Here is a 19,439-nt window from a genome sequence, read left to right on the forward strand (position 1 = left end):
AGCAAGCCCTATTCCTTTTTCTGATTCAACTTTATTAATTCCAATTCAAACGACAATGATTGCAGCAATTTATAAAGCTTATGACCGAGAAATTTCAGAAGGATTTTTACTTGGAGCTGTAGAAGCTATGACAGTTTCTACAATCGGAAAAAGTGTTGCAGGTAATTTATTTAAAATGATTCCTGGTGTTGGAACTGTAGTTGGTGGAGTTATAAATGCAACTGTTGCTGCAGCATTTACTGAAGCAATAGGATTTGGAGTAGCTAATGCTTTCGAAAAAAATAGTGATGATAAGTCTCTGGATATATTAGAGGTTTTAAAGGATATTGGAATAAATTTCAAAATGAAATAATTTTCGAATCGATATTAAATTGCATAACCATAATTAATCTAATGGTTAGTTTTAGGACTATTAAAATTTTATTTTTTAAGTAAAAAAAGTTATAGGTATATTTTTAGCCTACAGCTTTTTTGTTTTTTAAAGAAATCTGAGTAGAATATACAGATAATAATCTATAATCATGATTTGATTAATTTTGATATAATGCTTAATTAGTTTAAATTTCCCAAAAAAAAAAAGACTATCTTATAGATAGTCCAGTATGCTTGTGTCTAATATTTTAGTTCCCATGGATAAAGCAGCTTGATAAGCTGATTTCTCCATCGTAAATTGCATATATTTTTCAGCTAAATCAATATCCTGATTTTCAGATAACATTGTTTTAAGGTTTAACTTTTCACTGTCATTGCGTTCTAATGTTGCAGTTAGACGATTAAAGATAGAACCCGTTTTTGAACGATTCGATACGACATTTTCAATTTCTTGATCTGCTCGACTCAATAAGTTGGATAATCCTTCTGTATCATCTTCATCTAGAGCCTTTAACGCCTTAGAAAAGAAAGTACCTAAATCTTCTGATCCATTCGTATTCATAAAGTTACGTCCGTCCGTACTCAATTCTACTGAAACACCAGGTGCTATTTCACGTGAAAGATTGCCATGACCAGTATCTTTATCATTATTATACGTGATACCTGTAATTTCTCCAGCGTCATCTTTGTCAATTGAAAAAGGTTTCTCAGTCGTGTTCATTCCAGCAAAAACATAGCGTCCTCCAAAGTTGGTGTTTAATGCATCAATCGTTCCTTGGATTTCAGATTCGATTTCCGCTTTATTCGCTTGGCGATCTTCATGGCTTAATGTGCCATTGGCTGAGTATTGAATCAGTGTTTTGATACGTTGCATGGATTCTGTCGCACTACTTAAAGCAGAATCTTGTACATTGGTCCATTGGATAGCATCGTTAATTGTCGTTTTGTATTGGTCGTTTTGAATAATTGAGTTATTTAGATCTAAAATTTTCGATACTTTTAAGGGATCATCGGAAGGTTTGCTGACTTCTTTTAAAGTCGATAGTTGATTTTGGTATTTCATTACGTTTGATGTGTTAGCTGAAAGGTTACGTAAAAAACTTTTCGACATTAACGAATCGGTTACTCTCATTCATTATACCCCCGTCCGATTAATTAGCGTATCTAGCATCTCTGAAACAACTGAAATGATACGAGAGTTCGCTTCAAAAGCACTTTGATAGGTAATCGTATTGGTTACTTCTTCATTGATTGAAACCCCTGAAACAGAATCTCTGCGGGCTTCAAGCAAACTAACTAAGCTTCCTTGACTGTCTACCATATTATCGGATTGTTGTTTCACAATTCCCATTTGCGTAACACTATCATTATACGCCCCAGCTACTGTTGATCCACCTGGTTGGTTATCTATTGTCATTGTTGTCTCGTTGTATTTCAATTCTAGTGGATTAGTAGAATAATCTAATTTAGTATTTTGCAATGCAGCAATCGCTTGAGCGCGTGTTCCATCTCCGCCTACAACTGTTTCAATATTTTTTCCGGCATTAATTTTAGAAACATCATTTAAGATTTCTTTATTCACTTGGATAGACGCCGCATAATTTCCATCTACAGTTTCACTAAGGTCAAAGAAGTCTGTACCTTTCCCACCGTCACTATGTACTTTATTTACTGCTGTTGCAAAAGTATAAGCTAATTCATTTAGATCTTGTTTTTTAACGTCAATCTCTACTAAGGCTTCTTGTGAACCTTTGATAGTACCTGATGTGATATCGACAGTTTTGTCGTTGACGGTTAATTGTCCAACAGGATCTTTCGCGACACTCAGTTCAGCAATAGATTTTTCTGTTAAAACCGGTTGTCCGCCAATACTGACGCTGACACGGTTAAATTTATCGTAAGTTGCTTCAACTCCAGCAATACCCGACAATTCGCTTAGAATTTTATCTTGTTGGTCTAATAAATCATTTGGTGCTTGTCCTTGAGAGGTCATATTAAAAATTTGTTTATTCAATGAATCCAATTGCGTGACTTTTGAGTTGAAGTCTAACACATTTTTTTTGATATCCTGAACTGTACCTGCATGAAGGTTGTCGATTTGATTCGACATATGGTGTAACGTATCTGTAAACGTTTCTGAGTTTTGGGCTACCATAGTTTTAGCAGTCGCAAGTTCTGGGTTAGAGCCCAAGTAAGTCCAAGAAGCAAAAACTTTGCTCAAGTTATTGTTTAGTCCCGTTGTAGAAGGCTCATTAAAGATTCTTTCTAATTGGCTAAAACATCCGATTTTTGACTATACATTTCTAAAGAAGAGTTTTCATTTCTTAATTGGTTATTCACATATGGATCCACGATACGGTCAATCGAAGCAATTCTGACTCCTGTACCAAGTTGGCCGATTCCTCCAAGAGTATAAGGATTGTCTGCTACCATAGTGACTTTTTGTCTAGAGTAACCTTCAGTATTCGCATTCGAGATATTGTGACTGGTTGTTTGTAACGCTGATTGTTGCACCAGTAATCCTTTGGTTGCATTGTTTAATGTTCCGAATAAACCTGACATTCTTTCACCTCATTATAGGGATTGATCAATAATATTAGCTTGCTGTGTGGCACTAAAATCTCCCTGTTTGGAGTAAGTAGAACCACCTTTGTTAACCCCTTTAGTAATAGCTTCCATCACCATTTCTTGGTAATTGATCGCTTGCTGCGTCAGAGTTAAGTTCGTTTGTTGCAAGTTTTTAATGTCTTCTACCACTTGGCTAAGGTCTGATTTTTCTAGTCCTTCAGTTGATAAGGTAGGTAGAACAGCTAAAAAGGCTTGCTTTTTTTCTACAATAGCTTTTACTTTAGCACTATCATTTTTGATCAATGCTTGTTGTTCTTCCATTAGCACGTTCTTAAATTGCATTAACGTATCAAGTGCTGTCGCTTGTTTGGCCATTATTCAGTGAACTCCCTTTGATTGTTCATTGCTTGCATCATGCCATTCGCAATTTTTTCGGGCGATACGGTATAAGTCCCGTTCAATACAGCTTTTTTAATAGCTTCGACATTCGGTGTCATAGCTGAAGATTCAGCTGATTTAGCTTTAGCAAGTTGTTTAGCAGCATCAGATATGTCAACCGTTACAGATTCTTCATTAACCGTTTCAGTCGTCTTAGCCAATCCTTTGCTGTGTGTATTTTCTTGGTTTTGGCGAACATTATTGACGTATTGGTTGTATCCATTATTTCCTATTTTCATTGGTGGTGCTCCTTTCTTATGCTTGGTTTCAATTTTTATCATCAGTAGGTTTGAGTAATTGATTTGAGTTATCTATGAGTTATAGGCAATTTCTGCCTTACACGTTTACTATCGGCAGTTTTTTTAGATACTTAAGCCTTTAAACCAAAAAAGCCATCTTTGATTTATTTATGTATATTTGTTATGAACTAGACTCTTCTATATTAGCGGTTGCTTTCCCACTATTCAAGAAAAATTAAAGAAACCAGAATAGTTTATTCTGACTTCTTTCCCTTTTGGACACCTGATGAATTAGTTAATGGGTTAATAGGAGCAGACCCTATTTTTGACGGAATAGGGTTGCTTGTAGCCATGTAAAAAGATTCAATGAGAATTAAAGCGCGTTAACGCTTCAGCGATTACGCGCTGTTTGAAGCTTGAAAGCCAGAAGTCTAAAAGGTAGTCTTCCGGCGGTCTCATGGCTCTCCACAAGCAAACCTGTTATTCCAAAAGAAATGTCATTTTATTGCAGACAACTAAAAAAGCCAGAACGATTTGTTCTGACTTTTTTTCCTTTTTGACCTAGAATGTGTTCTCAAAAGCAGACCCGATATCACTTCCCAAATAATGCTCAATTGTCTGTGACCATACTGCGCTTATTTGCTCCAGTGATTCGGGTCTAAACGCTTTTTACCACACTCCACGCGTTAGTTTAAATGTTTGATGCGTTGTTCTTTGCTTAAGATGTTGGTGATACGAATTCCGAAGCTTTCGTTGATCACGACAACTTCTCCTTCAGCGATCAATTTACCATTTACATAAATTTCTAAAGGTTCATCGGTCATTTTGTTCAACTCAACTACTGAACCTGTTCCAAGTGATAAAATGTCTTTGATTGTTTTTTTACTTTCGCCTAGCATAACGCTAAATTGCAACGGTACATCCATAATCAGATCCAAATTGCGCGGTGTTTTCAAACTGCCTGCATGAGTCAGTTCTTGGAACTCAGGCTTTTGAATGCCAATCTTCCCAGCTGTCTCTTGCGTTGGTTGATTAGCTGCCGGTGCAATTGGAGCGGTCATTTCTTCAGCTTGAGGCAGTTGACGATCTTGAATCACTTCACCTTCATCTGCCAATACGATTTTCGAAATATTTCTTACTGTATCAAGAGTGAAAACTTGCATGATTTCACTTTCAATAAAGTCACCTACAGTCATTTGAAAAGCAATTTTACAAACCATCGTGTCGCCGCTAATGCGATCATACGTTACATTATTTTGGTCTTTCCATACTTCAACGTCAGGTGGCAAAATATCGACAATTCGTTCTAGCATCGTAGCCATTGCTGTTGCGGCTGAACCCATCATTTGATTCATGGCTTCTCCTACTGCACTCAATTCAAGTTCAGTAAATTCTTTATTTTCAGGATTGCCATCGCCATCCATCATTAAGTCGGCAATAATGATGGCGTCTCTTTCATTCATCATCAATAAATTACTGCCTTCTAATCCTTTTTTAAACTCAATAGTTGTCACTACTTTTGGTGTAACACTTGCGTCGATGATTTCTTGAAATTTCAAAGTTGATACAACTGGAGTCGTAATCGTTACTCGATGATTTAAGATATCAGACAAAGTAGTAGCGGCTTGAGACATTGAGATATTTCCGATTTCTCCAATAATATCTACTTGTGTTTGATCAAGGGTGTCAGTTGGTGTTGGCTCAGGGGTACTTGCACTGCCGTTTAGCATTGCATCAATTTCTTCTTGTGTTAATTTTTCACTACTCATTCGTCTGTCTCTCCTCCAATATACTGTAATACTTCAACTGCCATGTTTTTTCCTTTTAGTCCCGGTTTAACAAAATAGCGCGGAAGCTCTTCCACCGATAGGACTAACGGATCAGATGTTTTACCATCTAAAGGAATAATGTCTCCCAATTCTAATTGTAGAAAGTTTTCCAACGTCATGACTGTTTCGCCTAAAAGTACTTCCATATTTACTGGGGCAGAATGCAGACTTTTTTCTAATTTCCCACTATCTGTATGATCGGTTTCCTTTTCAGAATGGAACCAATTGCGTAAACTCAACTTTTCTAATATGCCTTCAAAGAAGATGTACGGTACGCAAACATTAATAAACGTTTTGACCCCATGTAACTCAACCGTGAGTGTTACCAGAACTACAGGTTCGTTGGGTGACATGGTTTGTAGGATCTGAGGATTTGTTTCAGTTGAATCTATTTTCACTTTAAGGTCCACCACATCACGCCACGCCAATTCGAATGACTGACTAAAGTTCGTCAATATCTCTTCTAGAATGGCCATTTCAATATCAGTAAAACTATTTTTACTCATAACTTCATCGTTTTTACGAATTTCCGAGCTTCCGCATAATAGATCAACCAGCTGTAAGCAAAGTTGCGGGTTTAGTTCTATAATTTGCGTTCCTTCTAAAGGAGCAGAACGAAACAATCCCATTAACGTAAAACGAGGAACAGAATGGACAAACTCATCAAAACTCACTTGTTCAATTGAGGCTAACTTTACATCTACATTTGTCCGAATTTGAGTAGACAATATATTTCCAATTATTTTAGCAAATTCTTCAAAAATCATATTCAGGGTCGTTATGTATTCTTTTGATAACCTGGCTGGTCGTCTAAAGTCATAGCTTTTAACTTTATTTTTTTCTTGCTCCTGTTCATCTATACCTGCAGCATCGATTTCGCCACTTTCTACTGCTTGCAATAACGAGTCGATTTCTTGTTGCGATAGAACTTGCTTCACTATTTATCCCTCATTTTTATAAAAATAGTTTCTCCATGTTGATGACACTCACTATTTGGTCTTTAACTTGGAATACACTAGACACTAAATCATCCATTTTATTGTCCAACTGTTGAATGGTGTCTGGTTCTATATCCAAGACCCAAGCCACTTCATCTACCATGAATGCTATTTTTTCCTCATTATTTTTCACAATAATAATATTATTGTACCATAATTCTTTTGTTTCATCCGTTGGAGAAAGCAATTTATAAAAATTTATCAAAGATATCACATTTCCACGCAAGTTAACGAGCCCTTGAACCCAAGCAGGAGATTGAGGGACTGGGGTCCAAGGCATTTTATTTGTTATCTCTTCAACATTTTCAGAAGAAAAGGCATAGTAATTTTTATTTAACGTAAAAATAATCATCTGCATATTTTTGTCACCTTTACAGACTTGCTTTGTCTAAAGCTTTAATTACACGATCACTATCGAATGGTTTTACGATAAAATCGACTGCTCCAGAACGAATTGCATCCATAACCATTCCTTGTTGTCCCATAGCACTACACATAACTACGCGTGCTGCTGGATCAAAAGCTTTAATTTCTTTTAATGCTTCTACCCCGTCCATTTCTGGCATCGTAATATCCATCGTTACTAAGTTAGGTTTTTCAGCTTTGTACTTCTCAACAGCTTCTAGCCCATTTTGTGCTTCTGCTACTACTGTGTACCCGTTTTTTTCTAAGATGTCTTTCAGTTTCATCCTCATAAAAGCGGCGTCGTCTACGATCATTACATTTTTTGTCATTTGTTTTTCTCCTCTCAAACTGTTAGTGCTGTTAACATCTTTTCTATTATCCCTGGTTTTGGGATGAAATACAATGAAGATTCTAATCGATCTCCTAAATAATAGAACTCATTTTTTATAATCATGATGCTGTCATCGTACTGGCTTTGTTCCATATACGCACTGCTCATAATTGCCCCAAACATATCTTCAATCATAATAGGCACCGAAGTGATTAAGTTTCGGTCTATTAGTTTCATGACCGCATTTAAAAATGAATTGACTAATATGTTTACTAATTCTTGCAAAGCAGAATCAGCCATAGCTTCTGAATAAGGGGTGTTTTTAGGCAACATCATGGCTACTAAATCTTTTGAAAACTGTTGATCTACCGTAAACAAAAACACACCCTCTGCATCACCCATCATTCTAACAATGATAGCTTTTATGACTGTTTCTTCAGGCATAATTTGCTCAAAAACAGCTGCATAATCCATCATTTCAATAACCGGAACAGTCATATGGACTGGTTTATCAATCAATTGAGACAAGCTTGTTGCCGCATGTCCACCGCCGATATTAATAACTTCTTTTAAGACGTCTAATTCGGTTGCTGAATAATTAGATTTCACTATACTCACCAATGCTTTCATTGCAAATGGCTGACGCATCTAAAATCAAGACAATGCTACCATCTCCTAGAATAGTTGCTCCTAAGTAATTTTTCAACATATTTAATTCTTGTCCTAGTTTTTTAATCACGATTTCTTGTTGTCGAACCAAGTCATCTACTGCCAAAGCATTGTAGTTGTCTCCTTGTTTGACCAAGACCAAATGCAGATTGGATTCTTCTGTTACTGCCACATCTAACGCTTTGTGCAATCGAACCACTGGAACAGCTAGTCCTTCATATTTGTACACTTCACGGTTGTGTACGCGAATGATGTCTTCTTCTTTCACCTTAACGATTGTTTTAATAATCCCTAAAGGAATCGCAAAAGTAGCTTGACCAACTTTTACAAGCAACGATTGAATGATGGACAAGGTTAACGGCAAGTTAATTTTAAAGACTGTTCCTTTGCCGACAATACTTTCCAATTCAACGGTTCCACCTAGTTCCGTGATTTTTTGCTTAACGGCATCCATTCCCACACCGCGACCAGAAATACTCGTGACTTCTTGTGCTGTTGAGAATCCTGGGTGGAAGATCAATTGCTGAATTTCTTTGTCGCTCATTCCTTCAGTTGAAATGCCTTTTCGTTCAGCACTTGCTTTAATTACGACTGGGTTTACTCCTTTACCATCATCAGTCAACGTCAATACAACTCGGTTACCTTCTTGATAAGCGGTTATTTTAATTAGACCTTTTGGATTTTTGCCTAATCTCAAACGTTCTTCCGGCATTTCGACTCCATGATCTGCTGAATTTCGCAGCAAATGGACTAAAGGTTCGCTTAATTCTGAAACCACAGTACGGTCTAACTCAGTATCTTCGCCTTCAATCACTAAGTTAAACTCTTTTCCTAGATCATTTCCTAAGTCGCGGATCATACGAGGGAAACGAGTCATGACAGTACTGACCGGTTGCATTCTGATTTTCAGTACCAATTCTTGCAATTCTGAACTGATCCTTGCTACATGTTCAAGTGGTTCTTTCATTTCAGATACCAATAACTGGTCGCTTAAATCTTCTAATCGTGTGCGGTAGATAACCAATTCAGATACCAAATTCATAAAGGAATCTAACTTTCCAATATCCACTCGAATCGATTGATTCATCGCATGATTTTGCGCTTTTGCTTTGCCTGGTGCTTTAGCTGTTGCTTGAGTTGCTTCAACTAGTTCAACTATTTCCTGTTCCTCAACTAATTTTTCTTGAGGTTCCGTTTGACTTTTTTCTGCTTGTTGCACGAGTAAGTCATCTGCTTGTTGAATCGTTTGAATCAAGACTTCCGCAATTTCACTATTATCCAATGCTAAGTTTAAGACAGTTTCCTCGTCTAATTTGCTCACATAGATGAGTTTAAAAATAGTGCCGAAATCATCATTTTCAAGCGCTTCTGTACCCGGTTCAGAATACAAAACATCCCCGTGCTGTTCCAACTTACTCATAACAAGGTACACGCGCGCGTTTTTCATTGAACTTTCTTCGTCAATACGAATAGCCAAAACGTAAGCATTGTAGCCATCTTCTTTAGCTGCTTCAATAATCATTAAGTCGGAATCTTCCACTTTTTCTAAAGATAAATTAAGCAATGAACCGGTTTCTTGTTCAACTGTTACAGCTTCTACTAGCGCACTTTCGCCAGATGATACATGATCCAACCGTTGAACAAGGTTAGTAATATCACGTTCTGCATCATTTTCTTCTCTCAAATCTTCTACTAAGTCGGATAATGTATCTAAGCAGTCAAAGATTAAGGCGATAGATGTTGCATCAGCTGGAATGATTTTTTGTTTTAACAAATCAAATACGTTTTCCATTTTATGGGTTAATTTAGCCATCGTATCGTAGCCCATTGTTGCAGCCATTCCTTTGATGGTATGAGCTGATCGAAACATCACGTCTACAATACTAGAATCTTCTGGATTGTTCTCTAATTCAAGCACTTGTTCATTCAAACTTTGCAAATGTTCATCTGTTTCTTCAAAAAATAAATCGAGGTATTTGCTATTTTCGTCCATAGTATCCCTCCCTTTCATCCGTTCTCGTAATTTAGTTGTTACAGTTTTTCATAAATGAACGATGCTCGTTTTACTAAGCCGTATTTCTCTGGGCTATAAATCGTTTCTGTTGCTCCTGTGAAAAATAAACCACCTGGAACAAGAGCATCACTGAATTTTTGGTACAACTCTTCTTTCACTTCGTTTTTGAAATAAATGGTCACATTTCGGCAGACGATGACATTATAGTCTTTTCCAAAGCGGTCTCCAATCAAATCATGTTTTTTAAAAGCGACTTTGTTTTTAATTTGGTTTGACAAATAATAGGTATTATCATCATGAGTGAAGTACTTTTCACGGTTTTCTTCATCAACATTTTTAATTTCTATATTAGAAAATGTCCCCAGTTTTGCACGTGCTAATATCGTTTCATCAATATCGGTAGCTGTTATTTTTTCTGATTGCGCAATCTTATGTTTGTCCATGATCATTGCCAGTGAATAGGCTTCTGCTCCGGTAGAACAAGCCGCACTCCAAACTTTTAACGAGCCAAACCGCGGTTCAAGATACGAAACCATCAACTCTTCAAATTCATCAAATACTTCTCTGTTTCGGAAAAAGTCCGTTACATTGATAGTGATGTAATTCAAAAAGTTCTTTTTGACGATCGGGTCTGCTTGTATTTTGATGGCATACTCTTCTAGTGTTGCAGCACCCGTATTTTTCATGATCGTTCCAATTCGTCTTTGAAGCTGTTTTTCTTTGTATCCTTCTAGATTGATATTTAAATGTTCTTTTGTCCAAGCGTAAAAAAATTCGAAATTCAACATTAGCTTCGCATCCTTATCATCCAATTGATCAATTCTGATATTTCATTCAAACTTGCAATTTTATCAATAACACCTTTTTGCACTGCATGGCCTGGCATACCGTATACAATAGACGTCTCACGATTTTGTGCCACTGTAAATCCGCCTGTTTCTTTGATTTTAGCTAGTCCACGAGCGCCATCTTGACCCATGCCCGTTAAAATAAAACTAGCCAATTCACTGCCATAAGCTTCAGCAGCCGTTTCAAACATGTAATCTACTGCTGGTCTCACACCATGGATTTTATCTGCTTCATTTAATTTGATACAGTTATTTTCAATTAGCATGTGGTACCCACCTGGTGCAACATACACAATCCCACCTTTTATTGCCATACCATCTTCAGCTTCAACGACTGTTGCAGTTGATTCTTTATCCAATCGCTTAGAAAATGATGTCGTAAATCCTTTAGGCATGTGTTGAACGATAAAAATGGGAAAGTTTAGGTTCTCCGGCAACGAGCGTATGATTGAAAACAATGCCTTAGGTCCACCTGTAGAAGCACCAATTGCGATAGCTTTTATTTTTTTAGGCAGTTTGTTTTCCAATTCACTTTTCTGTAATGCTGATTTTTCGGTTGGCAACTCTGTTCTCTTCTGTTCAAATAAAGGCATGATTTTATCTGCTACTTCATTTTTAAATAAATCCGATTGATTTCTGATATCGTGTGGTTTTTCAATAAAGTCCATTGCTCCTAAATCCAGTGCAGCAATCGTATTGTCTTCTCCACTAAATGAACTCATCATGATAACCGGTACATCATGTTCTTTTTTTATAATTTCAAGAGTTTCTAATCCATTTAATCCCGGCATTTCAATATCTAAAGTGATGACATCTGGTTGAAGTAACGGAATTACCTTTAGTGCATCTCGACCATTTCTAGCCGTACCAATAACTTCTAATCCATCAATACTTGCTATTGTTTCAGTAATAATCTTTCTCATAAAAGGAGAATCATCTACAACCAATACTTTTATGTTCACTATTTGATACTCTCCTATCCCTTTTTACAGCACAATTATTTCTCTATTCACCATTCGAACAGTTACCGTAAAGGTGGCCAAATCAATGATCATCGTTCGGCCCATATTCCCTCCAGTATGAGCGGCTAATAAAGGAATGCCTAGTTGTTGCAATACTTTTTCAACGGCAAGGATATTTCGATCTCCGATACTTCCATGCGGAAGATCTTTAGAAAATTGAAACATACTTGCTCCGCCTGCAATTTTTGCGACTAACGGATTGTTGTTTGTTAATTTATTTATTTCAGAGACCATATGAGGAACAGCTAAATCAGCGAATTTTTCAACTTTATTGGTATCTTTAAACGCACTGCTGTCAGGCAGCATGATATGGCTTAATCCGCCAATTTTTGTTTTAGGATCATATAAAGCAATCCCCACACACGAACCCAATCCTACTGTTATCAAGGAATCAGGCTGCTGTGCTACTTTATAATCTGAGATTCCAACTCTTAATTCATCTGACATACCGTTTCACCATTCCTCTAATCTACCCATTTTTATCGATTAATCAATGACACTAATTCTCGTTCGCCATCTTCCGAAAAAATACTGTCTACATCTAATTGTAAAATGATGCCTTCTTCTGTTCGGATAAAAGCCATGACATAACTAGCTGCTTCTTGATTGGCGTTTTCTGACACTTCGCGGTCTTTACTTTCAAATGAACGAATATTGGTTACTTTATCGACAGCTAATCCAATTTTTTTCTCTTGCCATTTTATAGCAATCACTTTAGTATCAGAAGTCACTTCCGTTTTACGTTGAAAGAATCGTTCGCTTAAATCAATGATTGGTAGAATTCCATCATCGTACTCTATCGCGCCTAACACATAATCAGATGTATCTGGAATTCTAGTTAGTCCTTCAACATGTATGATTTTTTCGGTTACTTCGATTGGAATGGCAAAGCTTTGACCTCCGCTACTAAAAATAACAAACTTTTCCATTATCCTATTCCTCCAAGTTCTCTATTTATTAGATACGTGCACTCTTTTTAGACTGCACGTATCTTTTGTATGAATAGTTTAGTTTAGTTTAAATTGATCTGTTTCTTCTTTTAATTCATTTGCAATCGTTTCTAGTTTAGCAATACTTGATGAAAATTCTTCCATCGTCGCCAAAATCTCTTCTGCGTTTGCTGACACTTCTTGAGTTCCTGCAGAATTTTCTTCCGCTGATGCAGCAATGTTTTCAATGGCTACTAATGTTTCATCTTTCTTAGCTGAAATAACAAATCCTAAACTAGCAACATTTAAGATACTTTCAACTAGTTTATCCATTTGATCTGTCACTTTATTCGATGAATCGATGGCTTCATCAATCGTTTTCGTTTGGATTTCACTTTCTGAATGTGATTGCTCCACTTTGCTAACCATTTCATTAGATTTCTCTTGAATATTTTTGATAATAGCCGCGATATCTTTTGTTGATGCGTCACTTTTCTCAGCAAGTTTTCTAATTTCATTGGCAACCACAGCGAATCCTCGGCCGCTTTCACCTGCACGAGCAGCTTCAATAGAAGCATTTAAAGCTAGCAAATTGGTCTGATCAGAAATTCCATCAATGACTTTAACGATCTTTTCAATGTTTTGAATATCTTCGTTTACACCATGAATGCTCTTGGCTAACTTAGCCATAGTATCAATCGTTGTTTCCCAATTGTCATGAACCTCAGACATCATTTGGTTATTTTTCCCATTGGCAATCGTTGTATCATCCGTATGTTGACCCATTTTTTGAATATTTTGATCAATCTCGCCCACTGTTTTCGATAACTCTTCCATTTTACCAACAGTATCTTCAGTATCTTTCGTTTGGATGCTTGTTGCTTGAGCAATTCCAGTAATCGTTTCAGATACTTCTTCTGTTGCTGAAGTTGTTTGTTTAGAAATGTCATTCAGTGTTTGCGTCATATCCATCAAATGACTACTCTTTTGCTGAATCCCTCCAACCATTTGTCTGAATTGGTGCATCATTTTATTAAATGCAAATGCGATACGCCCAAATTCATCACTATTTTCGTTAATGGCTTTTGGTTTTGTTAATTTTCTTAAATATGGTTTATTCGGCAACATATTAAAGTCCTCACCAGTGATTTCAGTCGTCAAATCACCTTCTTCAACGCTATTGAAAGCTTTAGTCAAAGTTGCTGCAATCGTCATAACGTATTTGGATGCTACTAATGCACTTAGAATAGCAATAACGACACCAATAAGTAAGCCAATCAAAGCTGCTCTATTCGTAGCATTGACCTCATTAGCCATTTCATCTTCGCCAACGACTCCATAAACAGTCATTCCTAAACGGCTTACTTTAGCATAATAACTGTCGATTTTTTGCTTATCATGAATATAGCCCGTTTGGTCAGTTGCTTCTTTCACCAACGTACTGTCGCCGATTTTTGTGCCAATTTTCTTAGGATCATTGGACATCAAATAATCACCCGTTTCAGAAAGCACAAAAAAGTGACCGGTATTTCCATTTTGAACTGATGTTAAATAATTATTCATTCGTGTTAAATCTAAATCAATAGCCAATACACCATACAAATCTCCATCAACTATGATAGCTCTAGAAATCGTCATTGCCATACTTCCTGTAATTGCATCACGATAAGGTTCACTCCAAATTAATGCACCATTACGTTCAACGGCTCTTTGGTACCAAGTTGTTGCACTGGCATCAAAGTCTGTTGGTAAATCTTCGACCGTTCCAATCACTGCTTGATTTACAGGTGCATAATAAGCATTTCCTATGTACATACTATTGGTCTTAACAGATTGCATTTCTTCTTGAATAGCTGCTTGCGCCTCTTCATCTTGATCATCAGCAAATTCTTGAAATTCCGCCTTTTCTGACAAAGAATTAATCGTATTTTCTAATTCTAAACCGATCCAGTCTAGTTGTGTTGTAAATTGTGTCGCTAAATTCTTTTCACTTTGCTCAATACGTTGAGTTAATAATTGTTGTGTGCTGTAATAATTCATAACCAAAACAATGATAATAGGTATAGTGATCATGGCGATTAATGTAGGAATAATCACTAATCTTATACTTTTTTTTCGACCATTTTTCTTTTTGCGTATGTTCTTCACCAACGGTTCCTCCTTATGTAAAACTTCTTTAAAAACACTTTTCATATCCCGACAGGTGTTTGATTGAAGTTCTCATCCGTAGTACTTTTATTTAAACGTTTACTAAATAGCATATCGGTCTAATTAATTCTTTCTTAAGTCATTAATTTTATTTTTTCATTTGTTCTTAACTTTATCACCCGTTATTTAAAGCGACAGAAAAAAAGTATTCATTTGATTTTAATCAAATGAATACTTTTTCTTTATTCTATCTTTTTTATGGTAATTTATTTCCAGCAGCCCGATAAATCTCATACCATTCATCATGAGTGATTCGGACTTCAGAAGCTTTAGCATAATCCGTTAATCGCTCTGGTGTCATAGTCCCAACAATGGCTTGTATATTAGCGGGATGGCGTAAGATCCATGCAATAGCCACAGCAGAATTAGACAACCCGTAACGCCCTCCGATTTCTTTCAACTTAGCATTTACTTCAGGATAATTTTCATTATCCACAAAAATATCTCCACCACTTTTAATCGGTGACCATGCTTGCAACGTGATATCTTCTAGTCGACTGTAATCTAAGATTTCACCGTCTCGATTTATGCCGCTATCAAACTTCGTATTCACATTAATGCCTGCATCCACCATTCCAGTATGCATAACGCTAAATTGCATTTGGTTCACAATCAGTGGCTGTTTAACATATCTTTTCAACAATTCGATTTGATTCGGATTGTGATTGCTGACACCAAAGTTGCGTACTTTTCCGCTCTTTTCTAATTCATCAAAAACTTCAGCTACGATCTCAGGTTCAACCAATGCATCTGGACGGTGTAATAGCAACACATCCAAGTAGTCTGTTTGCAACCGTTTAAGAATGTCATCTACACTCTTTAATAAATGCTCTTTTGAAAAGTCATAGCTTCCTTTTCGAATGCCCGCTTTAGATTGAATCAGCATTCTTTCTCGTATAGAAGGATCCATTTCGATTACTTTCCCAAACGTTTCTTCAGCTTTTCCTCCGCCGTAAATATCTGCTAAATCAAAAAAATCAATCTCCAAATCTAATGCGTTATTAATTACTTTGCTAGCTTCTTCAGGCGATAGCTTTCCCATTGACATGCATCCTAAGCCTATATTCGGTACCAATAATTCACTTTTTCCTAAAAATAGTCTTTTCATACTGATCAGCTCACTTTCTTTCAATTTAAGAAATCGTTTTCAGTATACCATTTTTGAACATATTTTACTAAAGGAACGCTGTTGAATGATTGCATGAACAAGTGAAACTCTTTTTGGTGTTCACTGTATCATGCAGAGCTTTTGGACGTTACAGTGAGGCAACTTTCTCGCTCTACTCTATCATGCAGCCAATTATTCAAACCAAACAACCTTACTAAACACCCTTTTTACTCTCTAGCCGGTTCTTTTAGCGATGCTCTTAGGTAATATTCCTTCTAGAGTTAGATTGCATGAACAAGTGAAACTCTTTTTGGGGTTCACTGTATCGTGCAGAGCTTTTGGACGTTACAGTGAATCGCTTTTCTTGCTTCACTGTAACGTGCGAGCCGGTTGCATGTTACAGTGAGGCAACTTTCCCGCTCCACTCTATCATGCAGCCAATTACTCAAGACAAAAAACCTTACTAAACACCCTTTTCATTCTCTAGTTGGTTCTTTTAACGATGCTCTTAGGTACTATTCCTTCTAGAGTTAGATTGCATGAACAAGTGAGATCATTTTTGGTGTTCACTGTATCGTGCAGAGCTTTTGGACGTTACTGTGAATCACTTTTCTTGTCTCACTGTAACGTGCGAGCCGGTTGCATGATAGAGTGAGTCAACTTTCCCGCTCCACTCTATCATGCAGCCGATTACTCAAACAAACAACCTTACTAAACACCCTTTTCATTCTCTAGTTGGCTCTTTTTTAACTAATTTCAGGTAATTCTGCTTATATTATAAGAGACAAAACACTATTAAGGAGTTCGTAAAAAAATGATTCTACTAAAAGAACGAACAAAATCAGTTACTCACCGCGTATTAGAATCTTTGAATGCTCGAATGAATTTGCCGGATGAAGAAAAAAAGAAGTATGAGAATCAGGTAAAAGGTTTTGAAGGTGAGAAACAATTTGATTTTTACATGACTCAAACTCACCCTTTTGGGATCATATTAAATGATCTCGTTCTAACCTATCGAGATACGGTTTTTCAAATCGATTCGCTTCTTATCACCAATGATTCTGTTTATTTGTATGAAGTGAAAAATTATACGGGGGCATACTTTTATAAGGAAGAGTCATTTTTCGCGGAATCGGGATACAAAATTCTTAATCCCCTAAGACAGATTGACAGAAGTGCGACTTATCTTCATAACGTGCTTCTTCGTCTAGGATATCGGTTGCCCATATATTCGGTCATTGTTTTCATTAATCCAGATTTCCAACTTTACTCACTCTTGCCAAATCAACTTTTCGTATTTTCTAATCAATTACCTAAGTATCTTAATACTTTACCTTCTCAAGATGTGCCACTAAAACACGAACGGTTAGAACTTGCGAACAAACTCAAAGAATTCCACAATAAAAATTATCGTCCCGATAATTTGCCGACTTACACCTTTGATCAATTGAAAAAAGGCATTGTATGCCCTAATTGTTTTTCAACAAAATATACAACAACTAGACAAAACCACTTTTGTACTGCTTGTGGATACAAAGAAACTAACAGACAAGCAATCGAACGTAGTATTAAAGAATTCAAGGTGTTATTTCCGGATTTAATGCTAACGACAACTCGAATTTATCAATGGTGTGGCGAAATTTACTCAAGGCAACACATTCGAATCATCTTAAAAAAGAATTATCAAAGTCAGCTATCTCGGCATATGACTTACTACAGCGAGAATTAAATTTGGTCCCATGAGAAAGCGAGCAGTAAGTTTGAACGCAAAAAAAGCCATTCGTTTCCGAACAGCTTTTAAGCAAAGATATTCTATTTTTAACTATTTTCCAACTCTTTTTCCATTGCTGGTTTTTCTTTCAAAATAATATTTAATACTAAGGCAACAATTGTTCCAGCCGAAATACCCGATGAGAATAACCCGCCAAGTATTCCTGGCAATCCAGCAACGACTTCAGGTCGGAAAGCCACGCCTAACCCAATACCTAACCCAGCGGCTACAATGATTAAATTCCGGTTGTCAAAATTCACTCGTGACAATGATTTTACGCCCGATGCTGCTACATTTCCGAACATCAATACTCCTGCTCCGCCAAGTACAGCCATGGGCATGATTGAAACAAGTGTCGCAAATTTCGGTAAGAAACTCATTGCCATTAAAAGAACTCCAGCCGCAATGGCAACTGAGCGAGAAGCATTGCGTGTCAAAGGAATCAACCCAGCATTTTGGCTGAATGTGGCCACAGGACCTGATCCCATCATTGGTCCAATAAACGAACCCACGCCATCAGCACGTACACCATTTGCAATGTCTTCATCAGTTAATTTTGTTTCAGTTACTGCTCCGATTGTTTGCATTACACCAACCGTTTCAATAACGGTTACTAAATAACCTGAAATAAATGGAATAGCAAATTTGAAGTCAAAACTGACACCATATTTAAAGAGTTGGGGCATAGCGAACCAATTGGCTGCTGCAACTTGACTAAAATCAACCATACCAAGTGGGATGCACATTATGTAACCAGCGACGATTCCAAGTAGTACAGCAGCTGGTCCAATTTTGACACTGCCATAATGATTTAGTGTGACTATCAGTAGAAATACTACCGTAGCAATTGCCAAATTAAGTGGCGAACCGTAATTGGCTGCTCCAACTCCACCAGCTACCCAACCGAACGCAACAGGCATCAACGTTAATCCCATCAGTGAAATAACGGTACCTGTGACAACAGGAGGAAAAAACTTCATTAAAGGTTTAATAAAATAACTCAAGATAATCTCTAAAACGGATCCCATCATTGTCCCACCAATGTAACCGGCAATCCCTCCGCCCATCGTATTGATGACCGCATTTGCTGGACCGACAAATCCAAAGTCCGTTCCCATGATTGTTGGAAGACCAGCTCCTACTCGAAACCATTTTGGTCCGATCCCTTTAGATTGAATAATGGAAACAACGCCTGAACCTAGTAAAGCTGCACTAATCATATAAGACGTATCTGCAACCCCAAACCCTGCCATACCGGAAATAACTAATGGAACTGCAACAATCCCCCCAAAAGCGGTCAGAATATTTTGAAATCCTAAAAGTGTCATCAAAATAAATCCTGGTTTATCATCTACTTGATAAATAAGATTAGATTCGTGTTTAGGCGAAACTTTTGCCTTCCTCTTCTCTTTTTTCGGTAACACGATTGTTCCTGCTGGACGTTTCATTCTCTCTTCCAAAATAACCCTCCTATTAAATACGAACATTAATTTAAATAAACGTTTTATACTTCGTTAATATTTATTACTTTTATAGTATAACTTCAAATACAAGTTAAGTAAAGGTTAAAAAGCGAATTATTTCTAATTAAGCGTTAAGAACTTTCGTAATCACCATCGTTCGTGTTTAAACAAAAAAGAACTTCTCACGTTTAAGTGAAAAGTTCTTTTAATCTAGCTATTTTATTTAT

At 36.8% G+C, this 19,439-nt stretch carries 20 protein-coding genes; 2 read left to right on the forward strand and 18 right to left on the reverse strand.

Features of this window, described 5'->3' with window-relative positions; genetic code table 11:
- The first annotated feature begins 55 nt into the window (after positions 1–55).
- Positions 56–352, forward strand: a complete 297-nt coding sequence (locus tag CAT7_RS01460; RefSeq protein WP_007721190.1) for a hypothetical protein — start codon at positions 56–58, stop codon at positions 350–352.
- A gap of 234 nt (positions 353–586) precedes the next feature.
- Here the strand turns inward: CAT7_RS01460 and flgL are convergent, their stop codons facing one another.
- From flgL to CAT7_RS01540, 17 genes are all read right to left on the reverse strand, one after another.
- Positions 587–1,504, reverse strand: a complete 918-nt coding sequence (gene flgL / locus CAT7_RS01465; protein ID WP_007721192.1) for a flagellar hook-associated protein FlgL — start codon at positions 1,502–1,504, stop codon at positions 587–589.
- Between the two features lie 3 nt (positions 1,505–1,507).
- A complete protein-coding gene (gene flgK / locus CAT7_RS01470; RefSeq protein WP_007721194.1) occupies positions 1,508–2,593 on the reverse strand; it encodes a flagellar hook-associated protein FlgK in 1,086 nt (361 codons plus the stop codon).
- Between the two features lie 44 nt (positions 2,594–2,637).
- Positions 2,638–2,934: a flagellar basal body protein gene (locus CAT7_RS12495; protein WP_007721196.1), complete on the reverse strand. Its 297-nt coding sequence runs from the start codon at positions 2,932–2,934 to the stop codon at positions 2,638–2,640.
- A 12-nt stretch (positions 2,935–2,946) separates the two neighbouring features.
- Positions 2,947–3,315 (reverse strand): hypothetical protein, encoded by a 369-nt coding sequence (locus CAT7_RS01475; protein ID WP_007721199.1) that lies wholly within the window; start codon positions 3,313–3,315, stop codon positions 2,947–2,949.
- Positions 3,315–3,617 (reverse strand): flagellar biosynthesis anti-sigma factor FlgM, encoded by a 303-nt coding sequence (flgM, locus tag CAT7_RS01480; protein WP_007721201.1) that lies wholly within the window; start codon positions 3,615–3,617, stop codon positions 3,315–3,317. Before flgM ends, CAT7_RS01475 begins: the two co-directional genes overlap by 1 nt.
- Positions 3,618–4,303: 686 nt before the next feature.
- Positions 4,304–5,386 (reverse strand): flagellar motor switch phosphatase FliY, encoded by a 1,083-nt coding sequence (fliY, locus tag CAT7_RS01485; RefSeq protein ID WP_007721202.1) that lies wholly within the window; start codon positions 5,384–5,386, stop codon positions 4,304–4,306.
- A complete protein-coding gene (gene fliM / locus CAT7_RS01490; RefSeq protein WP_007721204.1) occupies positions 5,383–6,384 on the reverse strand; it encodes a flagellar motor switch protein FliM in 1,002 nt (333 codons plus the stop codon). The genes fliY and fliM overlap by 4 nt, the downstream gene beginning before the upstream one ends.
- 16 nt (positions 6,385–6,400) lie before the next feature.
- Entirely contained in the window at positions 6,401–6,802 is a 402-nt protein-coding gene (locus CAT7_RS01495) for a chemotaxis protein CheW (protein WP_007721206.1), read from the reverse strand.
- A gap of 13 nt (positions 6,803–6,815) precedes the next feature.
- Positions 6,816–7,178 carry a response regulator gene (locus tag CAT7_RS01500; protein WP_007721208.1) on the reverse strand — a complete coding sequence of 121 codons (363 nt, stop codon included), beginning with the start codon at positions 7,176–7,178 and terminating at the stop codon, positions 6,816–6,818.
- A 14-nt stretch (positions 7,179–7,192) separates the two neighbouring features.
- Positions 7,193–7,789 (reverse strand): chemotaxis protein CheC, encoded by a 597-nt coding sequence (locus CAT7_RS01505; RefSeq protein WP_231549458.1) that lies wholly within the window; start codon positions 7,787–7,789, stop codon positions 7,193–7,195.
- Complete coding sequence (locus CAT7_RS01510; protein WP_007721211.1) at positions 7,779–9,842, reverse strand: chemotaxis protein CheA; 2,064 nt, start codon at positions 9,840–9,842, stop codon at positions 7,779–7,781. The genes CAT7_RS01505 and CAT7_RS01510 overlap by 11 nt, the downstream gene beginning before the upstream one ends.
- Positions 9,843–9,880: 38 nt before the next feature.
- A complete protein-coding gene (locus CAT7_RS01515) occupies positions 9,881–10,651 on the reverse strand; it encodes a CheR family methyltransferase (RefSeq protein WP_007721212.1) in 771 nt (256 codons plus the stop codon).
- Positions 10,651–11,673: a protein-glutamate methylesterase/protein-glutamine glutaminase gene (locus tag CAT7_RS01520; RefSeq protein WP_007721213.1), complete on the reverse strand. Its 1,023-nt coding sequence runs from the start codon at positions 11,671–11,673 to the stop codon at positions 10,651–10,653. Before CAT7_RS01520 ends, CAT7_RS01515 begins: the two co-directional genes overlap by 1 nt.
- Before the next feature lie 24 nt (positions 11,674–11,697).
- Positions 11,698–12,180 (reverse strand): chemotaxis protein CheD, encoded by a 483-nt coding sequence (locus CAT7_RS01525; RefSeq protein ID WP_007721214.1) that lies wholly within the window; start codon positions 12,178–12,180, stop codon positions 11,698–11,700.
- Positions 12,181–12,212: 32 nt separating this feature from the next.
- Complete coding sequence (locus tag CAT7_RS01530) at positions 12,213–12,662, reverse strand: chemotaxis protein CheW (RefSeq protein ID WP_007721215.1); 450 nt, start codon at positions 12,660–12,662, stop codon at positions 12,213–12,215.
- Between the two features lie 78 nt (positions 12,663–12,740).
- Positions 12,741–14,810: a methyl-accepting chemotaxis protein gene (locus CAT7_RS01535; protein WP_007721216.1), complete on the reverse strand. Its 2,070-nt coding sequence runs from the start codon at positions 14,808–14,810 to the stop codon at positions 12,741–12,743.
- A gap of 256 nt (positions 14,811–15,066) precedes the next feature.
- The gene (locus CAT7_RS01540; protein WP_035019316.1) at positions 15,067–15,978 is read right to left on the reverse strand and encodes an aldo/keto reductase; all 912 of its coding nucleotides are present in this window, start codon (positions 15,976–15,978) and stop codon (positions 15,067–15,069) included.
- Positions 15,979–16,792: 814 nt separating this feature from the next.
- Here CAT7_RS01540 and CAT7_RS01545 point away from each other — a divergent pair.
- Complete coding sequence (locus CAT7_RS01545) at positions 16,793–17,707, forward strand: nuclease-related domain-containing protein (protein WP_007721218.1); 915 nt, start codon at positions 16,793–16,795, stop codon at positions 17,705–17,707.
- 89 nt (positions 17,708–17,796) lie between these two features.
- Here CAT7_RS01545 and CAT7_RS01550 read toward each other — a convergent pair whose 3' ends face one another.
- Positions 17,797–19,209, reverse strand: a complete 1,413-nt coding sequence (locus CAT7_RS01550; protein WP_007721219.1) for a uracil-xanthine permease family protein — start codon at positions 19,207–19,209, stop codon at positions 17,797–17,799.
- Positions 19,210–19,439 lie beyond the last annotated feature (230 nt).

Origin of the sequence: Carnobacterium sp. AT7 (genome assembly GCF_000171855.1) — a bacterium.
In the GTDB taxonomy this organism is placed as follows: Bacteria; Bacillota; Bacilli; order Lactobacillales; family Carnobacteriaceae; genus Carnobacterium_B; species Carnobacterium_B jeotgali.

What these genes read in the sequence shown, in the direction of transcription:
- flgL (WP_007721192.1), bottom strand. Translation starts at nt 1,504, where the DNA reads ATGAGAGTAACCGATTCGTTAATGTCGAAAAGTTTTTTACGTAACCTT.
- CAT7_RS01545 (WP_007721218.1), top strand. Translation starts at nt 16,793, where the DNA reads ATGATTCTACTAAAAGAACGAACAAAATCAGTTACTCACCGCGTATTA.
- CAT7_RS01460 (WP_007721190.1), top strand. Translation starts at nt 56, where the DNA reads ATGATTGCAGCAATTTATAAAGCTTATGACCGAGAAATTTCAGAAGGA.
- CAT7_RS01530 (WP_007721215.1), bottom strand. Translation starts at nt 12,662, where the DNA reads ATGGAAAAGTTTGTTATTTTTAGTAGCGGAGGTCAAAGCTTTGCCATT.
- flgM (WP_007721201.1), bottom strand. Translation starts at nt 3,617, where the DNA reads ATGAAAATAGGAAATAATGGATACAACCAATACGTCAATAATGTTCGC.
- CAT7_RS12495 (WP_007721196.1), bottom strand. Translation starts at nt 2,934, where the DNA reads ATGTCAGGTTTATTCGGAACATTAAACAATGCAACCAAAGGATTACTG.
- fliY (WP_007721202.1), bottom strand. Translation starts at nt 5,386, where the DNA reads ATGAGTAGTGAAAAATTAACACAAGAAGAAATTGATGCAATGCTAAAC.
- CAT7_RS01475 (WP_007721199.1), bottom strand. Translation starts at nt 3,315, where the DNA reads ATGGCCAAACAAGCGACAGCACTTGATACGTTAATGCAATTTAAGAAC.
- CAT7_RS01495 (WP_007721206.1), bottom strand. Translation starts at nt 6,802, where the DNA reads ATGCAGATGATTATTTTTACGTTAAATAAAAATTACTATGCCTTTTCT.
- CAT7_RS01510 (WP_007721211.1), bottom strand. Translation starts at nt 9,842, where the DNA reads ATGGACGAAAATAGCAAATACCTCGATTTATTTTTTGAAGAAACAGAT.
- CAT7_RS01540 (WP_035019316.1), bottom strand. Translation starts at nt 15,978, where the DNA reads ATGAAAAGACTATTTTTAGGAAAAAGTGAATTATTGGTACCGAATATA.
- CAT7_RS01515 (WP_007721212.1), bottom strand. Translation starts at nt 10,651, where the DNA reads ATGTTGAATTTCGAATTTTTTTACGCTTGGACAAAAGAACATTTAAAT.
- CAT7_RS01500 (WP_007721208.1), bottom strand. Translation starts at nt 7,178, where the DNA reads ATGACAAAAAATGTAATGATCGTAGACGACGCCGCTTTTATGAGGATG.
- CAT7_RS01525 (WP_007721214.1), bottom strand. Translation starts at nt 12,180, where the DNA reads ATGTCAGATGAATTAAGAGTTGGAATCTCAGATTATAAAGTAGCACAG.